The 15,854-nt window shown below is 48.4% G+C and carries 8 protein-coding genes; 5 read left to right on the top strand and 3 right to left on the bottom strand.

Going from position 1 to position 15,854, the window contains the following annotated elements:
• The first annotated feature begins 165 nt into the window (after positions 1-165).
• Positions 166-1,992 (top strand): fatty acyl-AMP ligase, encoded by a 1,827-nt coding sequence (locus tag S7335_RS09935; protein WP_006457315.1) that lies wholly within the window; start codon positions 166-168, stop codon positions 1,990-1,992.
• A gap of 163 nt (positions 1,993-2,155) precedes the next feature.
• Positions 2,156-10,759 carry a type I polyketide synthase gene (locus S7335_RS09930; protein ID WP_006456094.1) on the top strand — a complete coding sequence of 2,868 codons (8,604 nt, stop codon included), beginning with the start codon at positions 2,156-2,158 and terminating at the stop codon, positions 10,757-10,759.
• A 54-nt stretch (positions 10,760-10,813) separates the two neighbouring features.
• Here S7335_RS09930 and S7335_RS09925 read toward each other — a convergent pair whose 3' ends face one another.
• The 3 genes from S7335_RS09925 to S7335_RS09915 form a co-directional block, all read right to left on the bottom strand.
• A complete protein-coding gene (locus tag S7335_RS09925) occupies positions 10,814-11,653 on the bottom strand; it encodes a hypothetical protein (RefSeq protein ID WP_006455559.1) in 840 nt (279 codons plus the stop codon).
• Positions 11,654-11,659: 6 nt separating this feature from the next.
• On the bottom strand, positions 11,660-12,082 hold the full coding sequence (locus S7335_RS09920) for a calcium-binding protein (protein WP_006456508.1): 423 nt from the start codon (positions 12,080-12,082) through the stop codon (positions 11,660-11,662).
• Between the two features lie 458 nt (positions 12,083-12,540).
• A complete protein-coding gene (locus S7335_RS09915; protein WP_006456708.1) occupies positions 12,541-13,266 on the bottom strand; it encodes a glycosyltransferase family 2 protein in 726 nt (241 codons plus the stop codon).
• Positions 13,267-13,415: 149 nt separating this feature from the next.
• On the opposite strand from S7335_RS09915, the gene S7335_RS09910 reads away from it, so the two are divergent.
• The 3 genes from S7335_RS09910 to S7335_RS09900 all read left to right on the top strand — a co-directional run bounded on the left by S7335_RS09910 (position 13,416) and on the right by S7335_RS09900 (position 15,492).
• Positions 13,416-14,591: a metallophosphoesterase gene (locus S7335_RS09910; protein WP_006455323.1), complete on the top strand. Its 1,176-nt coding sequence runs from the start codon at positions 13,416-13,418 to the stop codon at positions 14,589-14,591.
• Between the two features lie 55 nt (positions 14,592-14,646).
• A complete protein-coding gene (locus S7335_RS09905; RefSeq protein WP_006456718.1) occupies positions 14,647-15,054 on the top strand; it encodes a hypothetical protein in 408 nt (135 codons plus the stop codon).
• A 114-nt stretch (positions 15,055-15,168) separates the two neighbouring features.
• Entirely contained in the window at positions 15,169-15,492 is a 324-nt protein-coding gene (locus S7335_RS09900) for a LapA family protein (protein WP_006457249.1), read from the top strand.
• Positions 15,493-15,854 lie beyond the last annotated feature (362 nt).

Here is a 15,854-nt window from a genome sequence, read left to right as displayed (position 1 = left end):
CTCAGTGCTTTCACGGAGCTTTCCACAGGGCTTTCGGGGAGCTTTCATGGGGCTTTTACAAGAAAAATTAGCTAGAGCCTCTATCACTGAGTCCTTGTGGCCTCTTCAGCGCTATTGTGGTTTCTTTAATTTGGCTTCTAATTCGGCTTCTATAATTTTGTCTCTATGGCTTTTCCTCTTTCTAGTCACCCAACTCAATTAGACCACTGCGCTTCTTTAGTTGAGATTCTGCGCTACAGAGCCGAGCAGCAGCCGAATCAAATTGCCTATATCGGTTTAGAAAATGGTGAGAGTGAGTATGGTCGCTTGACCTATTATCAGCTGGATATACAGGCAAGGGCGATTGCAGCTCATCTCCAATCCCTTGGTGCGTCTGGAGCTAGGGTGCTACTTACCTTCCCGCTTTCAGACGGACTGGCCTTTACGAGCGCCTTCTTTGGCTGTTTGTATGCTGGCGCAGTGGCGGTGACCGCTTGGCCGCCATTAAATGAATCTCTCCTTTTAGAACTTCAATACAAGGCTGTCGATGCCCAGATCCAGTTTGCGCTAACGACACAACCCTTGATGGAGCGCCTATCAGAGCCTTTTGTCGTGACGCCGCCGCTTGATCAAATTCATTGGATAGAGGTCGATCAGCTGGGGGGAAAGAACGCTAATAGTTGGCAGATGCCCAAGCTAGAAGATAAAACCTTGGCCTATTTGCAATATACCTCTGGGTCTACTGGCCTACCAAAAGGTGCGATGATCAGCCACGGCAATGTGTTGAACAACCTAGCGATGATTCAAGCAGCCTGTCAGTATACTGCAAGTGATATTGGAATTTGCTGGCTACCGCTTTATCATGATTTAGGATTGGTGTGCGCCGTCACCCAGCCAATCTACGTCGGGCGGCCAGTCGTGATGATGTCACCTGTAGACTTCATCTTGAAGCCTTTGCGCTGGTTGCAGGCGATTTCTCGCTATCGAGGCACAATCAGCGGCGGTCCGAACTTTGCCTTCGAGCTATGTCTGCGCAAAATTACACCCGAGCAAAGAAAAGGACTAGATTTGAGTAGCTGGGCGATCGCAGCTAATGGCGCAGAACCTGTTCTTCCTGACACGCTAGATCGGTTTGCTAGTGCATTCGCACCAGCAGGATTTCGCAAAGCCGCCTTTTGTCCGGCTTACGGTATGGCCGAAACCACTGTGATGATTACGACAACACCACGGAATTGTTCACCCGTTGTCAAATCTATTCAGCGGTCTGCTTTAGAGAAGAACAAAATAGTCGCTGCTCCTACAGAAAACATTTCAGAAAACGTCTCAGAAGCGAGGAAAGTAGTTAGTTGCGGCAAAACCGGTGAGAACCATCAGATCGCTATTGTTGATCCAGATACCTTGAAACAGTGCGCTGAAGATGAGGTGGGTGAAGTTTGGGTATCCGGGCCTAGTGTGGCCCAAGGATATTTCAATAGAGAAGAGCAGACTGAACAAACATTTCAAGCTCATACAGCAGCAGGAGAAGGTCCGTTTTTGCGGACGGGGGATATGGGATTTCTTCAGGGCGATGAGCTGTTTATCACTGGGCGGCTAAAAGATGTCATTATTCTGTGGGGTAATAATCATTATCCTCACTTTATTGAAACAACGGTAGAAAAAAGCCATCCCACTTTGCGTCCGGCTGGGGTAGCTGTTTTTGGCGTAGCAGTAGACGAAGAAGAGAGACTAGTCGTCGTCCAAGAGATTGAGTCTCGGTACTTACGGTCTCTAGACGTAGAGTCAGTGGTTGGTGCAATTCGGCAAAGCTTAGCAATGCATCACATGTTAGAAGCTCATGCGATCGCCCTTGTTCGTCCTGGCAGCACGCCGAAGACGCCTACTGGCAAAGTGCAGAGAACCACTTGCAAATCCAAGTATCTAACCGGTGAGCTAAATATCATCTATGAGTGGAAGAACGCTCGCTCTGCTGAAGGAATCTTGCTCGATCCTACTCTAATGTCTATAGAACTCTAATGCCTCAATACCTATAGAGATGTCACAAAGAAAGGCATCATCAAGGTGCATTCAGCAGACTGCTTTCGATTCTTCTATAGTAGAGTCATTCTCTCTTTTATTTGTTCTATTTGTTCATAGATAGCTATCAGCAGCTATTAGCCCTGTCATCCGAAGAAAACCGATGTTAGATTCCAGTATTACTAACTTTGTCGATTTACTGAAATTTAGGGCGATAGAATACTCCGATAGAACTGCTTATATCTTTCTAGAAAATGGTGAGCACGAAGCAGCTAGATTGACTTATGCGCAGCTAGACAAAAAAGCGACGGAGATTGCCGATTACTTACTAAACTCAGGGGCTAAGCAAGGCGATCGCGCCCTGTTGCTCTACCCCGCTGGCCTCGATTTTATCACTGGTTTCTTCGGCTGTCTCTATGCAGGTATTGTCGCTGTTCCCGCCTATCCTCCGCGTCATAACCAAAGTTTAGGAAGGTTACAGGCGATCGCTCAAGATTGTCAGCCGGCCCTAGCACTTACCACTCGAAAGGCCATTATCGATGCTCAGAAAAGTTGGGAGCAAGACCCCCTCTCTTCAGGTATGACCTGGCTAGCGACAGACGACCTGCCGGCGCTTTTATCTTGCGCCACAGCGCCGCTTAGTCCTTGGTATGCAGACCTATCAGAGACCGAAAAGAGTAGAAGCCTAGCTTTCTTGCAATATACTTCTGGATCAACTGGCGCGCCCAAAGGGGTGATGGTCTCTCATGAGAACATGCTGCACAACAGCAAAATGATTTACCGATGCTTTGAGAGCAGCCCCGAGCATATAGGCGCTTCTTGGCTGCCCTTTCACCACGATATGGGGCTTATCGGGGGACTGCTACAAACAGTTTATGGGGGCGGAACAGTGGTTCTAATGTCACCGGTCGCTTTCCTACAAAAGCCGATTCGATGGCTACAGGCCATCTCAGACTATAAAGTTGTGACCAGTGGCGGTCCGAACTTTGCCTACGAGCTGTGCGCTCAAACTGCTAGACCAGAACAGATTGCGGCGCTTGATCTGAGCCGTTGGAGCCTTGCCTTTACGGGGGCAGAGCCTGTTCGCCCCGAAACGCTAGAGAAATTCTCAAAGACATTTGCGCCCAGCAAATTCAAACGCAGTGCCTTTTATCCTTGCTATGGCATGGCTGAGACAACCCTGCTAGTTACAGGGGGTAGTCGGGCTGCAGAACCGGTGATCTACAATATCAACCCGAATGCGCTAGAGCGAAACCGGGCGATCGCCAGCGCTATACCAGGGGAAAGCAAGCCGGTTGTGGGCTGTGGTCATAGCTGGCTAGAGCAGCAAGTAAAGATTGTTGATCCCAAGACACTGACTGCTTGTGAGAGCGGCAAAGTAGGAGAGATTTGGGTGGCGGGTAAAAGTATTGCTCAGGGGTATTGGCAGCGGCCAGAGCAAACAGAAACAACGTTTCAAGCCAAGCTGACAGGCAGCGAAGCAAACTTTTTACGTACGGGCGATCTAGGGTTCTTGCACAATCAAGAACTCTTTGTTACCGGACGACTGAAAGACGTGGTGATCATCCGTGGACGTAATCACTATCCTCAAGATATTGAGCAGACGGTGGAAAACGCACACCAAGCAATTCAGATCAGCGGATGTGCTGCATTCTCAGTAGAACAGAATGCCGCTGAGCAGCTCGTGATAATCGCAGAGGTAACTCGCGCCTACTTACGCGACTTGAACGAAGATAGGCAAGTGAAAGATGAAATTATATTAGCAATTCGCCGAGCTGTTTCTGAAGTCCACGAACTGCAGCTGTATGCTGTACAGCTACTAAAACCAGGAAGCTTACCCAAAACCTCTAGTGGAAAAGTACAGCGTAAGCAGTGCCGGAGTCAGTTCCTAGACGCTAGCCTGACGGTGGTTGGAGAATGGGTAAGAGATCTTCAAGCCGTGGTTGCCCCCTCTGAAGAATTTTCTGTTGTACTAGCTGAACTGGCAACTGAGCAAGAGAAAATCCAGGCAGTCGAAACTTGGCTGACTAATCGAATTGCTCAAGCAGCCCAGATAGCGCCGACTGAGATCGATCGCCATGAGCCGCTTGCTAGCTATGGATTAGGCTCATTGCAGGTAGTTGAGATGTCGACTGAGCTAGAAGCCTGGCTAGGATATCCAGTGATGCCAACGATAGTTTACGACTTTCCTACGATCGCGACATTAGCCCGGCAGCTAGTGATTGGAGACTCACGGGCGACGCAGTCGGAGGCGTTAGCTCAGGTGCGAGTACGGCAAGGGGGGGTGGGAGAGGCGATCGCAGTGATTGGTATGGACTGTCGGTTTCCAGGGGCATCTAGCACTCAAAGCTTCTGGCAGCTCTTACACCATGGCCAGGACGCGATTACAGAAGTGCCCCTTTCGCGTTGGGATATAGATCAGCTCGAATCTGTTCTGCCGTCTCAGAACCTAGCGAGGTGGGGTGGCTTTTTGAAGCAAGTCGATCACTTTGATCCTAAGTTCTTTGGGATTTCTCCTAGAGAGGCCATCCATATGGATCCTCAACAGCGACTGCTATTGGAAGTCTGCTGGCAGACTCTAGAGAATGCAGGACTCTCAGCAGACGAACTAGCCGGCAGTCAGTCAGGCATTTTTTTAGGAATCAGTAACGGCGACTATTCGCGGGTACAAGGGACTCAACTGAATACAGATGTCTACTACGGCACAGGCAACGCTTTTAGTATTAGCGCTAATCGACTTTCTTATTTTCTCGATTGGCATGGACCGAGCTTCGCGATTGATACCGCTTGTTCTTCTTCCCTCGTAGCGCTACACCAGGCGTGTCAAAGTCTGCGAGCGGGTGAATGTGATTTGGCTTTAGCGGGCGGCGTGAATCTAATCCTAAATCCTCAGCTGACGGTCACGTTCTCTCAAGCACAGATGATGGCAGCAGATGGAAGATGCAAGACTTTTGATGCGAGTGCTGACGGCTATGTGCGCAGCGAGGGCTGTGGCGTTGTCGCACTCAAGCGGCTAGCGGATGCTCAACAGGATGGCGATACTATCCTAGGGATCGTTCGAGGATCGGCCGTCAATCAAGATGGCCGTAGTAACGGACTGACTGCGCCAAATAGCTTGGCACAGCAAAGTGTCATTAGACAAGCGCTGGCAAATGCTGGAATTAGCGCAGAGCAGGTTGACTATATTGAGGCTCACGGCACAGGAACGGCGCTAGGCGATCCAATCGAGGTCAACGCGTTAAAAGCGGTATTTGATCAGCCTGAAAAGAGCGGTGGAGAGATGCCACCAATGGAAGATTGGACTTGTCAGCTAGGTTCAGTGAAAACGAATATCGGTCATCTAGAAGCCGCTGCTGGCATGGCCGGATTAATCAAAGTGTTGCTTTGCTTGCAGCACGAAGAAATTCCCCGGCACCTGCATCTAGAAAAGCTTAATCCCTATATCCAGCTAGAAAATACGCCGTTGGAAATTCCAACAGAAAACAAAGTTTGGCCCTCAGGCGATAGACCACGAATTGCTGGAGTTAGCTCTTTCGGTTTTGGGGGAACAAACGCTCATGTCATCGTATCAGAAGCGCCTAGGCCGCAACCCTCTCGGTCTATTGAACCTAGTTGGGCAGTCCCAATCCATAACCTCAACAATCGCGAGTCGGAAAGCGATTCGCTACACATACTGACGATCTCAGCGAAGAGCGACGAAGCGCTAAACACATACGTACTTCAGTATCAAGATTGGCTACAGAGAAACGATCACCTATCAGTTGCGGATATCTGCTATACCGCAAACGTCGGACGATCGCACTTCTCTCATCGCTATGCTACCGTCACAGCCTCTACCCCTCAGCTACAGCAACAGCTTCAGACACTTGGATCTAAACCCAAAGCGATCATCCAAAAGCCCCCAAAGATCGCTTTTCTTTTTACAGGACAAGGCTCTCAATACGTAGACATGGGCCGGCAGCTCTACGAAACTCAGCCTATCTTTCGGCAGGCGATCGATCGATGTAAAAAGATTCTATCTAAACAAGGAATCTCCTTACTAGACAGTCTTTACCCCACCTCTTTATCTTTCCAACGCGCTAGCTCCCGTCTCGACGAAACTGCTCATACCCAACCCGCCCTCTTTGCCATCGAATACGCTTTAGCTCAGCTCTGGCAGTCCTGGGGAATCGAACCGGATCTGGTACTTGGCCATAGCGTAGGTGAATACGCTGCGGCTTGTATTGCAGGGGTCTTTAGCTTAGAAGAAGGTCTATCGCTAATTGCAGAACGAGGACGGCTGATGCAGGCGTTACCTGCGGGTGGCGAAATGCTCTCGATTCTAGCCACAGTAGAACAGGTAGAAGAATGGATTGCACCCTACCAGGCGACTTCTGCTCAGACCGCTGCTCAAGTCCATGCTCAAGTGAGTATTGCCACGATCAATGGACCCAATAGCGTAGTGGTTTCAGGGAAAGCGGAAGCGATAAGGGCGATCGCTCAGACCCTTAGCGAGAAAGACATTAAGCACAAAAAGCTGACCGTTTCCCACGCATTTCATTCTCCTTTTATGGCGCCGATGGTAGCGGAGTTTGCCACCGTCGCCAGAAAGATAGACTATTCGCGACCTCAAATTCCGTTTGTCTCTTGTTTAACTGAAGACGGAGGCGATAGAGCGATCGCCACTGCCGACTATTGGATCGAGCACATAGAGCAACCTGTCAAGTTCGCAAAAGGCATGCTCAACCTGCACGAAAAGCGCTGTGATGTTTATCTAGAGATAGGACCAAAACCGCTATTGCTAGGTATGGGCAAACAGTGTTTACCGGCTGATAACGCCAGCAGCTGGCTACCTAGCTTGCGCCCAGAGCAATCTGACTGGCAACAAATGATCAATAGCCTTTGTCAGCTCTACACTAGAGGCGCAAAGATAAACTGGAAAAACTTCTATCGCTTTAATTCGTATCAGAAAGTTCTGTTACCGACCTATCCATTTCAGAGACAGCGCTACTGGCTAGAACCGAGTCCTTCATCTTCTACAGTCAATCCGCTTGCTAGCCATTTAGCACCTAGCGATAGACATCCGCTAGTGGGTCAACGCGTCTACTCCCCGGTTGGGCCTGTTCAATTTCAAACGCAGCTCAGCCCACAACAGCCCGCCTATCTTACCCATCATCGCGTCTTTTCTCAGGCCATCTTGCCAGCCACAGCTTATCTCGAAATTGCCCTAGCCGCTGCTGCTAAAACAGCTGATACGTCTTTCGCCCAGTCGCTTACCCAAGTTGTGATTCAGCGAGGGCTCATTCTATCTGAAGCTCAGCCAACAACAGTTCAAACTGTTCTCACGCCGCAAGCAGACGGTACTCAACAGTTTGAGATCTTTAGTCTAGAGGAAACCGACTCTAACCCAGCCGAACCTCGCTGGGTGACTCATGCTAAGGGAATCATCCAGCCAGTCGGTAGTGCGCCTCCATCGCCTATTGACTTAGACGAGTGCCAAGCCAGCTTTCTACAGCAGATTCCAGTGGCTGAATACTACGAAAAGCTGCATGCCCGGGGGCTAGAATATGGTTCGGACTTTCAGGCTATTGAGCAGCTTTGGGCCGCGCCGAATCGAGCTTTAGGAAAGATTATCCTGACAGAATCATTAACGCGAAACGCAGATTTCTATCGGCTGCATCCGGTGCTATTAGATGCTAGTTTCCAGATTTTAGCTGCTGCTATTGGAGAAACTAACGCGCAACAGATTTACTTACCAGTGGGCGTCACAGAACTACAGGTTTACGGTCCGCTTGGCCATTCATTGTGGGCGATCGCCTCGATTGCGGATGATCAAGCAACTGATACCAAAGCCCAGCAACTTCTTGGGAATGTACAGCTAGTCACTCCATCTGGTGTAGTAGCTGCAGAAGTCAAAGGGTTAGCCCTTAAGCAGACAAACAGAGAGATCCTGATGCGCTATCTTCAGCCAGAGGTAGAGCCTGCTCTGTACGAATTAGCTTGGGAGGTAGCTCCCCTGGTGCCAGCTCCAGCACCTATTCTACCGACCGAAAAGCAGTGGTTGGTCATTGTTGATGACTTGGAAGCAAACGTTGGCAAGCAGGTCATAGAACAGATTGAAGCTAGGGGCGATCGCACTATCAAGGTCTCTTTCAATAACGCCTATCGGCAGCTAGATCCTCAACACTATCAGCTCAATCCCGTCAGCCTAGACGACTTCAATCAGCTCATCGCATCGATCGTAGAACAGCCCCTAGAAGGAATTATCTATCTATGCAATCCAGATACTCAACATCACGACTGCGAAAGCGTGCTTCACCTCGTGCAGTCATTGACTAAGGCGCGCATCTCGGTGCCGCTGTGGCTAGTTACTCAAGGCGTTCAGCCTATCACGCAGCTAGAGGAGACAGAACTTCACCTGCCGCGTATTCAGCAGGCTTCTCTATGGGGGTTAGGGCGAGTCATCGCGCTTGAGCATCCTGAGCTAAGCTGTCGTCGGATCGATTTAGCATCGGGTTCACGCTCAGACTCATTTGATATCGCCCAGCTTATAGATGAACTTTACGCTCCTACTATCGAAGACCAAATCGCCTATCGACAAGATAAACGCTACATTGCTCGTCTTTTGGAATATAAGGTAAAAACAGATCTGCTAGCTATCTCGGCTGGTCAGTCATTTCAACTTAAGCTGAAAGAATATGGGCTGATCAACAATCTTTCAATTTTGCCTATCCAGCGGCGATCGCCTGGTTCGCATGATGTCGAGATTCAAGTCGCCGCTGCTGGCTTGAACTTCCGCGATGTGCTCAACGTTTTAGGCCTGCTGAAAGAATACTATGCTGAGCAGCTAGGCATTACCCAGGCCAACCAGCTTACTTTTGGCTTTGAGTGCGCGGGCACAGTTGTAGCAAAAGGCGATCAGGTAGTTGATTTCGATATCGGTGATGAGGTCATGGCTACCATGCTTACCGATGGCGTGAGTCGGTTTGTGACTACCCGCTCAGAATTCGTGATTCCCAAACCCACTCAGATTACTTTTGCAGAGGCGGCAACGCTACCGCTTGCCTTCTTAACGGCCTACTACGGCTTACAGTCTCTAGCAAATTTGAAAGCAGGCGATTCCGTTCTCATCCATGCTGCTGCCGGAGGCGTTGGTCAAGCAGCTGTTCAAGTAGCCCAGCGTGCTGGCGCAGAAATCTTTGCAACGGCTAGCCCTAGCAAGTGGGATTTCCTAAAAGAACAGGGCATAGCGCATGTTATGAACTCTCGCAGTCTTGACTTTGCGGACGAGATTCTAGAGATCACTGCAGGTAAGGGCGTCGATGTCGTTCTCAACAGCCTAAACGGAGAGTTCATCGACAAAAGCTTTGAAGTGCTAGCGAAGAACGGTCGGTTTGTTGAGCTAGGTAAGATCGGCATATGGGATGAACAGCAGGTTCAGCAGACCTATCCTACCGCCCAGTATTTTCCGTTTGACTTAGGAGAAGTCACTCAGCAAACGCCTGAAATTATTCGCAACCTGTGGAAAGTACTAGGCGAACTATTTGAACAAGAACAGTTTCACCCTTTGCCAGTGAAGACTTTTCCGATTCAGGCAAGTCAGCAGGCGTTTCGACACATACAGCAGGCTAAGCATATTGGCAAAGTCGTGCTGACGTTGCCCGCGATCGCCCCCAAAGAGAATAAAGCTATTTTGATCGATAGCCATAGCTGCTATTTAATTACCGGTGGGCTAGGTGCCTTGGGGCTAAAGGTAGCCCAGTGGATAGCAGAACAAGGCGGTAAGCATCTAGCGCTGATAGCCAGAAAAGCCCCCTCCCCCGAAGCGCAGCAGGTGATTGAACAGCTAGAGGCGCTGGGGACTAGCGTTTCTGTTGTCTTAGGAGATGTGACGCGATCGCATGACGTTGAAAACATCATTAGCCAGCTAACCACAGAGCACTCACCTCCGCTAAAAGGAATTATTCACGCGGCTGGCATCCTAGAGGACGGCCTACTCTCTCAGCTATCATGGCAGCAATTTTCTAAGGTGATGGCACCCAAAATTAGAGGTGCCTGGAACTTACATCAGGCTTCGCAATCGCTATCACTAGATTTCTTCGTTTGTTTTTCTTCTGTTGCTTCTCTGCTCGGTTCTCCTGGACAAGGTAACTACGCTGCGGCTAATGCCTTCATGGATACTCTTATGCAACATCGCCGCAAGTTAGACCAGCCAGGATTAAGCGTGAACTGGGGCCCATGGGCAGAAGCCGGCATGGCTGCTCAGGTAGAGGCAGACGTGCAAAGTCGAATGAGCGCTAGGGGCATTACGCTACTCAATCCTGATAAGAGCCTGCAAACGTTAGGCAAGCTGATCGCTCAGTCAGTTCGTCAGGTTGGCGTATTATCTATAGATTGGGCCAAATTCTCTGCTCAATTACCGCCGGGCGTCTCTCTACCTGTACTAGAGCGCTTTAGATCTTCTGTTGATGGGAACCAAGGCGATCGCCTGCAGGGACTAGAGCAGCTAAAGCAAGTGTCTGCTACAGAACGCCGCCATCATCTAATGGCGCATATTCAGGCAGAGATTGCCGATGTGCTCGGCTATAGTTCACCCGAAGAGATCGCCCTAGATCAGCCGCTAGCAGATCTAGGTGTAGATTCTCTAATGGCAGTCGAGTTAGCCAATCAGCTAGAGTACAGTCTGGGACCAACTATTCCCGCTAGTTTCTTGTTTGAGCATCCAACTCTAGAAGGCTTAGTCGAGTACTTAATTGAACAAATGCCATCTGTTGAGTTTGCCGAATGAGCCGAGAGAACCTCTGCTTTCGTAGTGACTGCTTCTGTAGTTGCACCCTTGTGATTACTGTTCTCGTATAATGGCATCTGCTACTTGATCTAGCAATGTACTAATACGGTTGTGCTTTTTAATCAGCTTGTCGGTGTCGGGCTGCGACTCAGTGGCCAGCTTTGCCAGTTCTAGGCTCGCGCGAACCAGGCTAAACGTAGGACTATAGGTCATAGGTTGCCCGCCCCCACCTTTAAGTTTCTTAGCTTTGGTAGATAGTTCTTCTAGAAGTAGAGCCCAATCTTTATCCGTGTTAGTAGACTTCTTGCCAGTAGACTTTTTCTTCGCTTTTGGCTCAGTTGCTGATGAATCAAAGGTCTGAACAATAGCGTTATTATCTTTCGTAATCAAATAGACTTGCTTGAGACTGGAGCTAATGCCACGACCAAAAAGGACATTGTAAAAGCGAAGGAAGCCATCGTAGACAATCTTGTTTTGAAAGGGAAGCAGGATTGTCTGTACCCTGATGGGCAGATTGCTCTTATCGATAAAATCTGAGGGGCTATTCGTTAAGCCTAAAACCCCATACACGGTATCATCATCAGCAATAAAAATATTGTACTTCTTAAGGAAACGCTCTATATAAAAATCTCCAGAAACGTAGTTTTTCCAGCTCAAAATAGTCTCTAGGCCTTCTTTGTCTAGGCCTTCTAGATTGTCCTGTACGAAGCGATCAATTAGCTCAGTATGAGCAAAAAGATAATCTCGAACCTGTATTTTCTCTTCAGCCTCAGTCGCACAAAATGATTCAAAGTCTTTGATTTCTGGTAGAATTCTTGCTGTTTGATTGACATACCACTGAAGCGGCAGCATCAGACTCATAAATCGTTGAGCATCCGTAGGACTCAGTTTCATAGAAAGTCAGTACTCCTCGTCTTCGTCTAGCTCAGCAAGTTCATTACCTTGATCTATCCAGTACTGCCAGTCTTCGAAAGCTTGCATGCTTTCATCGTCGCCATCTATTATTTGAAGTTGACTTAAGGGAATAGCAATAACATCAGTTTGGCTGCCATCGTAGTATTCGATATCCACAAGTATATCGGTTTCAAACCCATCAGTCTCAGCCATGCCAACGATTGTTACAACCTCAGCTTTCGACAGCTTCTGGTTTGACGCTCTAGGTGAAGAACTAGCGATTGTTTGCTGAGCCCTAAGCGGGAAGTTCAGATGATCTAGAAGATAAGAATACCAGCCCATAGAGACTTCGTACTTATCATAACAATCTACGGTAATCTCGTAGGTGATGCGATGCTCACGCTCTTCGTCGATAGGAGGTCTTGCCATTTGAGATTGCGATTAGAAGAGGTTGCTAGATAGTAGATTGCTGGTCGTTACTTGCAGCGTTGGAAACACAATAGATCTAATGACCTCAGACTCATAGTAATAGTCTTCGTAAGCATCTTCTCTTAGTATGAACACAGCAACCTGTTGTCTATGACGGTCGATAATCCAATATTCAGGAATTTGCCATCATTCATATTGCTGACGCTGCCATTCGTAATCTTGCCGATAGTTTTCTGTTCTTTCGCTACCCGGACTGACTATTCGAGCGACAAATAAAAGGAGGGGATGCGCCAAACAGTAATGTTATAGGCCGACACCAGACTGATTTTTACTGAAGTAAAGCAGACCGTATCTTGCACCTTTTCAAGTTTCATGGTGGCTTCGGCTACTTAGCTCTGTACATTGCTAAAACATTGCTAACAAGTGAATTAGCTAAGTATCGCGGAAGGATTTTTGATCTATCTAATGGCAAACCAGATGATCAGCCACAGCGCTTTGATACCGTCTTTCCAGCTAATTTTCTTGCCCTCCTCGTAGGTGCGTCCGTAGTAAGCAATACCCACTTCGTACAGCCGCCAGCGTCTAGGCGATCGCGCCATCTTCACCGTAAATTCGACCTCAAAGCCAAAGCCATCACAGGTCAGTGTCATGTCTTTCCACACTTCTTTGCGAAACATTTTGTAGCAGACTTCTACATCAGAAAGGGTAGTATTACAAACAATATTCAACAAAGCCGAAATTGTTTTATTCCCTAACAGATGGTGAAAGTAAAGTACCCGATGTGGCTTGCCATAAAAGCGAGAACCGTACACCACATCCGCTCTGCCTTCATCGATCAATCGCCACATCTCTTGCCAATCTCGCGGGTCATACTCTAAATCTGCGTCTTGAATGACTATCACATCACCAGAAGACTGCCAAAAGCCCGCCCGCAAAGCCGCTCCTTTACCCTGGTTCTTAGCATTCAAAACTAAACGGACCGCTGTCAGCGCCGTCTCTTCAACCAAACCATACCAGTCTTTAGCCTGCTCAGCAGCTAACCATTCTCTCGTTCCATCTGTCGAGCCATCATCCACTACGACAATTTCTTTTTCAACATGTGGCAGTGCCTTACTAACAGATTGCAGTACAGCGCCTACTGTATGAATCTCGTTATAAACAGGAATGACGATGGAAAGCTTCATTAATTTGCCAATTGCAATCGGTAAAGACGTTCAGATAAAGACGTTCAGATAAAGACGTTCAGACGATTGATTATCATATGCCACACACCTGAAACGCAAAATGGCATACTAAAAACCGCTGCTCTCTTGGATTGCTAGGATTACTATCTATGCCGCTCAACCGTCGTCGATTTGTCTTTCTCAGCGGACTTGCCCTGAGCGGAGCCGCGGCTACAGCCAGCTCATGCAGTCCGTCAGACCAATCTGCTAGCGCATCTGATTCGAGCTTCACGACTTCCTCTACGCCCTATCCTAGAACGTCTTCTACAGCGTCTTACCTACATGCGCCTGCTCCGGCAGGACTCTACGCGCCTGAGCGAGGTGACATTCGCCTAGCTATTATCAGCGATCTCAACAGTGCCTACGGCTCTACCGACTACCGCCAAGAAGTCATAGATGGGGTGGCGATGCTGCCGGACTGGCAGCCAGACATGGTACTGTGCGCTGGCGATATGGTAGCGGGTCAAAGTATCAATCTTTCTGCGACAGAGATTGAAGCCATGTGGATGGCCTTTGACGAAAAGATCCTTTTTCCAATTCGTGCAGCTAGGCTACCTTTTGCGATGACAATAGGCAATCACGATGCATCTAGCTATAAAAGCGATGGTGAGTTTGTCTATGTCCTAGATCGCCAAGAGACACAAAAGTACTGGTCTGGGCATCAATTTGATACCGACCTTACCTTTGTCGAAGCAAGCGGCTTTCCGTTCTACTACAGCTTTAGACAGAACGATATCTTCTATCTCACTTGGGATGCGTCTTCGGCTAATATCCCACCTGAACAAGTCGCCTGGGCTGATCGCGCCCTGTCTAGCCCCGAAGCGCGAAGTGCTAGGCTGCGAATTGTAATGGGCCACTTACCTTTGTATGCGGTTTCGCAAAGACGCGATCGCCCTGGCGAATATTTGAACCAAGCTGACGAGCTACGACTGCTCCTAGAGCGTCACAGCGTACATACCTACATTACAGGGCATCACCACGCTTATTTTCCGGGTAAAGTCGGCCAGCTAAACATGCTTCATTGTGGAGCACTTGGCAGCGGACCGAGGTCTCTTTTGACGACTCCCACTGCCGCTTATCAGACGCTAACAATCATGGATATTTTCTTGGAAGCTACGAAGGTGGTGTACACCACCTACAACATGAATACTAAAGAAGTTGTTGATTTGGAGCAGCTTCCTCGTCAGATTGTCGGGCCCAATGGCCGCGAGCTACGGCAAGATATTCATATAGAAGAGCTTACGCCCGCTGAGTATTCTCAACCCTACGTTCCTAGCGAAGCTTAAGTGTGTCCACCTAACCCCCTATTCTATTAACGTAGAGACTACTAGGATATCTGCTATGAAAACTGCTGTGCTTGGCTTATGCGCTATTTTGACGCTTGCCGCCTCCCCAAAAGCGATCGCCGATGAAGTGTGGACAACAGAAGAATATGATGTGGTCTATCACGAGGACCGCAACAATACTGCTGTGTGGACCTATGGCGATGGCTTGGGCACTATCTTCATCGATGGGTTAGCAGGCGTCTACACCGATCGAGGTACCTACAGCGGCTATTGGGTTCAAGACTCTTCTTCTTTACGCTGCGATACGTTTCGAGAAGGCCCAGATGGTGAGCCTGCCTACCATTGGGGGAGTTTTGATATCACTTTTATTGACCCTGATTTCCCCTCTCGCTGGGAAGCTGAGTTTGGCTTGTGCGATCGCACTACGACGATTCAACTAACTGGTACGCCTGTCACACCCTAATGCATCGATCAGTGTATCCATAGCTTCTATAGAAAAATCCACTATCTTCGCCGTTAGCGGTTATAGTGTTCTCGAACAAATTCTATCTACTTAGTTTGATTTGAGGCGAAACCTATGAAGCAAGTCAATTTCGTAGTGATTTTCGTAATCTGCCTAGCACTGGTGCTCTTCGGCATTGAGAATACGACACCTTCAGTTATTCACATCGTCAAAGGGGTTGATCTTGAAGCACCTCTGTGTATCGAGTTGATTATTGCGGCAGGTATTGGCGCGACTTTGGCCTGGGTATTTAGCGTCTGGGTGCAGGTACAAAGCTATACCCAGACAAAGCCTGAAATCGAGCAGCGCGAACTTAGAATTCAACAGTTAGAAGAAGATGTGGAGCGCTACCGAGTTGAGCTAGAGCAGGCACCAATGCTACCTCAAGCCGACGCTTAAGATGCCTTCGTCTACTCATCAGTAAACTGTCTATTTCTGCTAAATTCACAGACTACAATCCTATATCTTTTATAGAATAGACGTACTAGAGTATGTTCGTACTTGCTTTGTCTATGCTTTGTCAACGACTAAGTCGGCTGCTTAAGCACTAAATAAACACTAACAATTGTTAAGCTCGCTTGTGCTCATTTGCATGTTCATATAGGCTCGGCTCATCACTACCACATCTCATTATTATCCGTCTTCTCACTACCGCATTTCACCACTGCATTTCTTAGTTTCTAGGTCTCTTTTTTGGAAATTACGGTTCGAGTAGGTGTATTTAGAGTGAGCTTTAAAGCGAAGGAAGTGAGCGTGAAGGA

The sequence above is a fragment of the Synechococcus sp. PCC 7335 genome (assembly GCF_000155595.1).
In the GTDB taxonomy this organism is placed as follows: domain Bacteria; phylum Cyanobacteriota; class Cyanobacteriia; order Phormidesmidales; family Phormidesmidaceae; genus Phormidesmis.
The sequence above is the reverse complement of the archived record's forward strand: the minus strand, read 5'-3'. Positions and strand labels throughout refer to the sequence as shown.

Excerpts from the sequence above, each read along its gene's own strand:
- S7335_RS09935 (WP_006457315.1), top strand. The coding sequence starts at position 166 with ATGGCTTTTCCTCTTTCTAGTCACCCAACTCAATTAGACCACTGCGCT.
- S7335_RS09905 (WP_006456718.1), top strand. The coding sequence starts at position 14,647 with ATGAAAACTGCTGTGCTTGGCTTATGCGCTATTTTGACGCTTGCCGCC.
- S7335_RS09920 (WP_006456508.1), bottom strand. The coding sequence starts at position 12,082 with ATGGCAAGACCTCCTATCGACGAAGAGCGTGAGCATCGCATCACCTAC.
- S7335_RS09930 (WP_006456094.1), top strand. The coding sequence starts at position 2,156 with ATGTTAGATTCCAGTATTACTAACTTTGTCGATTTACTGAAATTTAGG.
- S7335_RS09925 (WP_006455559.1), bottom strand. The coding sequence starts at position 11,653 with ATGAAACTGAGTCCTACGGATGCTCAACGATTTATGAGTCTGATGCTG.
- S7335_RS09915 (WP_006456708.1), bottom strand. The coding sequence starts at position 13,266 with ATGAAGCTTTCCATCGTCATTCCTGTTTATAACGAGATTCATACAGTA.
- S7335_RS09900 (WP_006457249.1), top strand. The coding sequence starts at position 15,169 with ATGAAGCAAGTCAATTTCGTAGTGATTTTCGTAATCTGCCTAGCACTG.
- S7335_RS09910 (WP_006455323.1), top strand. The coding sequence starts at position 13,416 with ATGCCGCTCAACCGTCGTCGATTTGTCTTTCTCAGCGGACTTGCCCTG.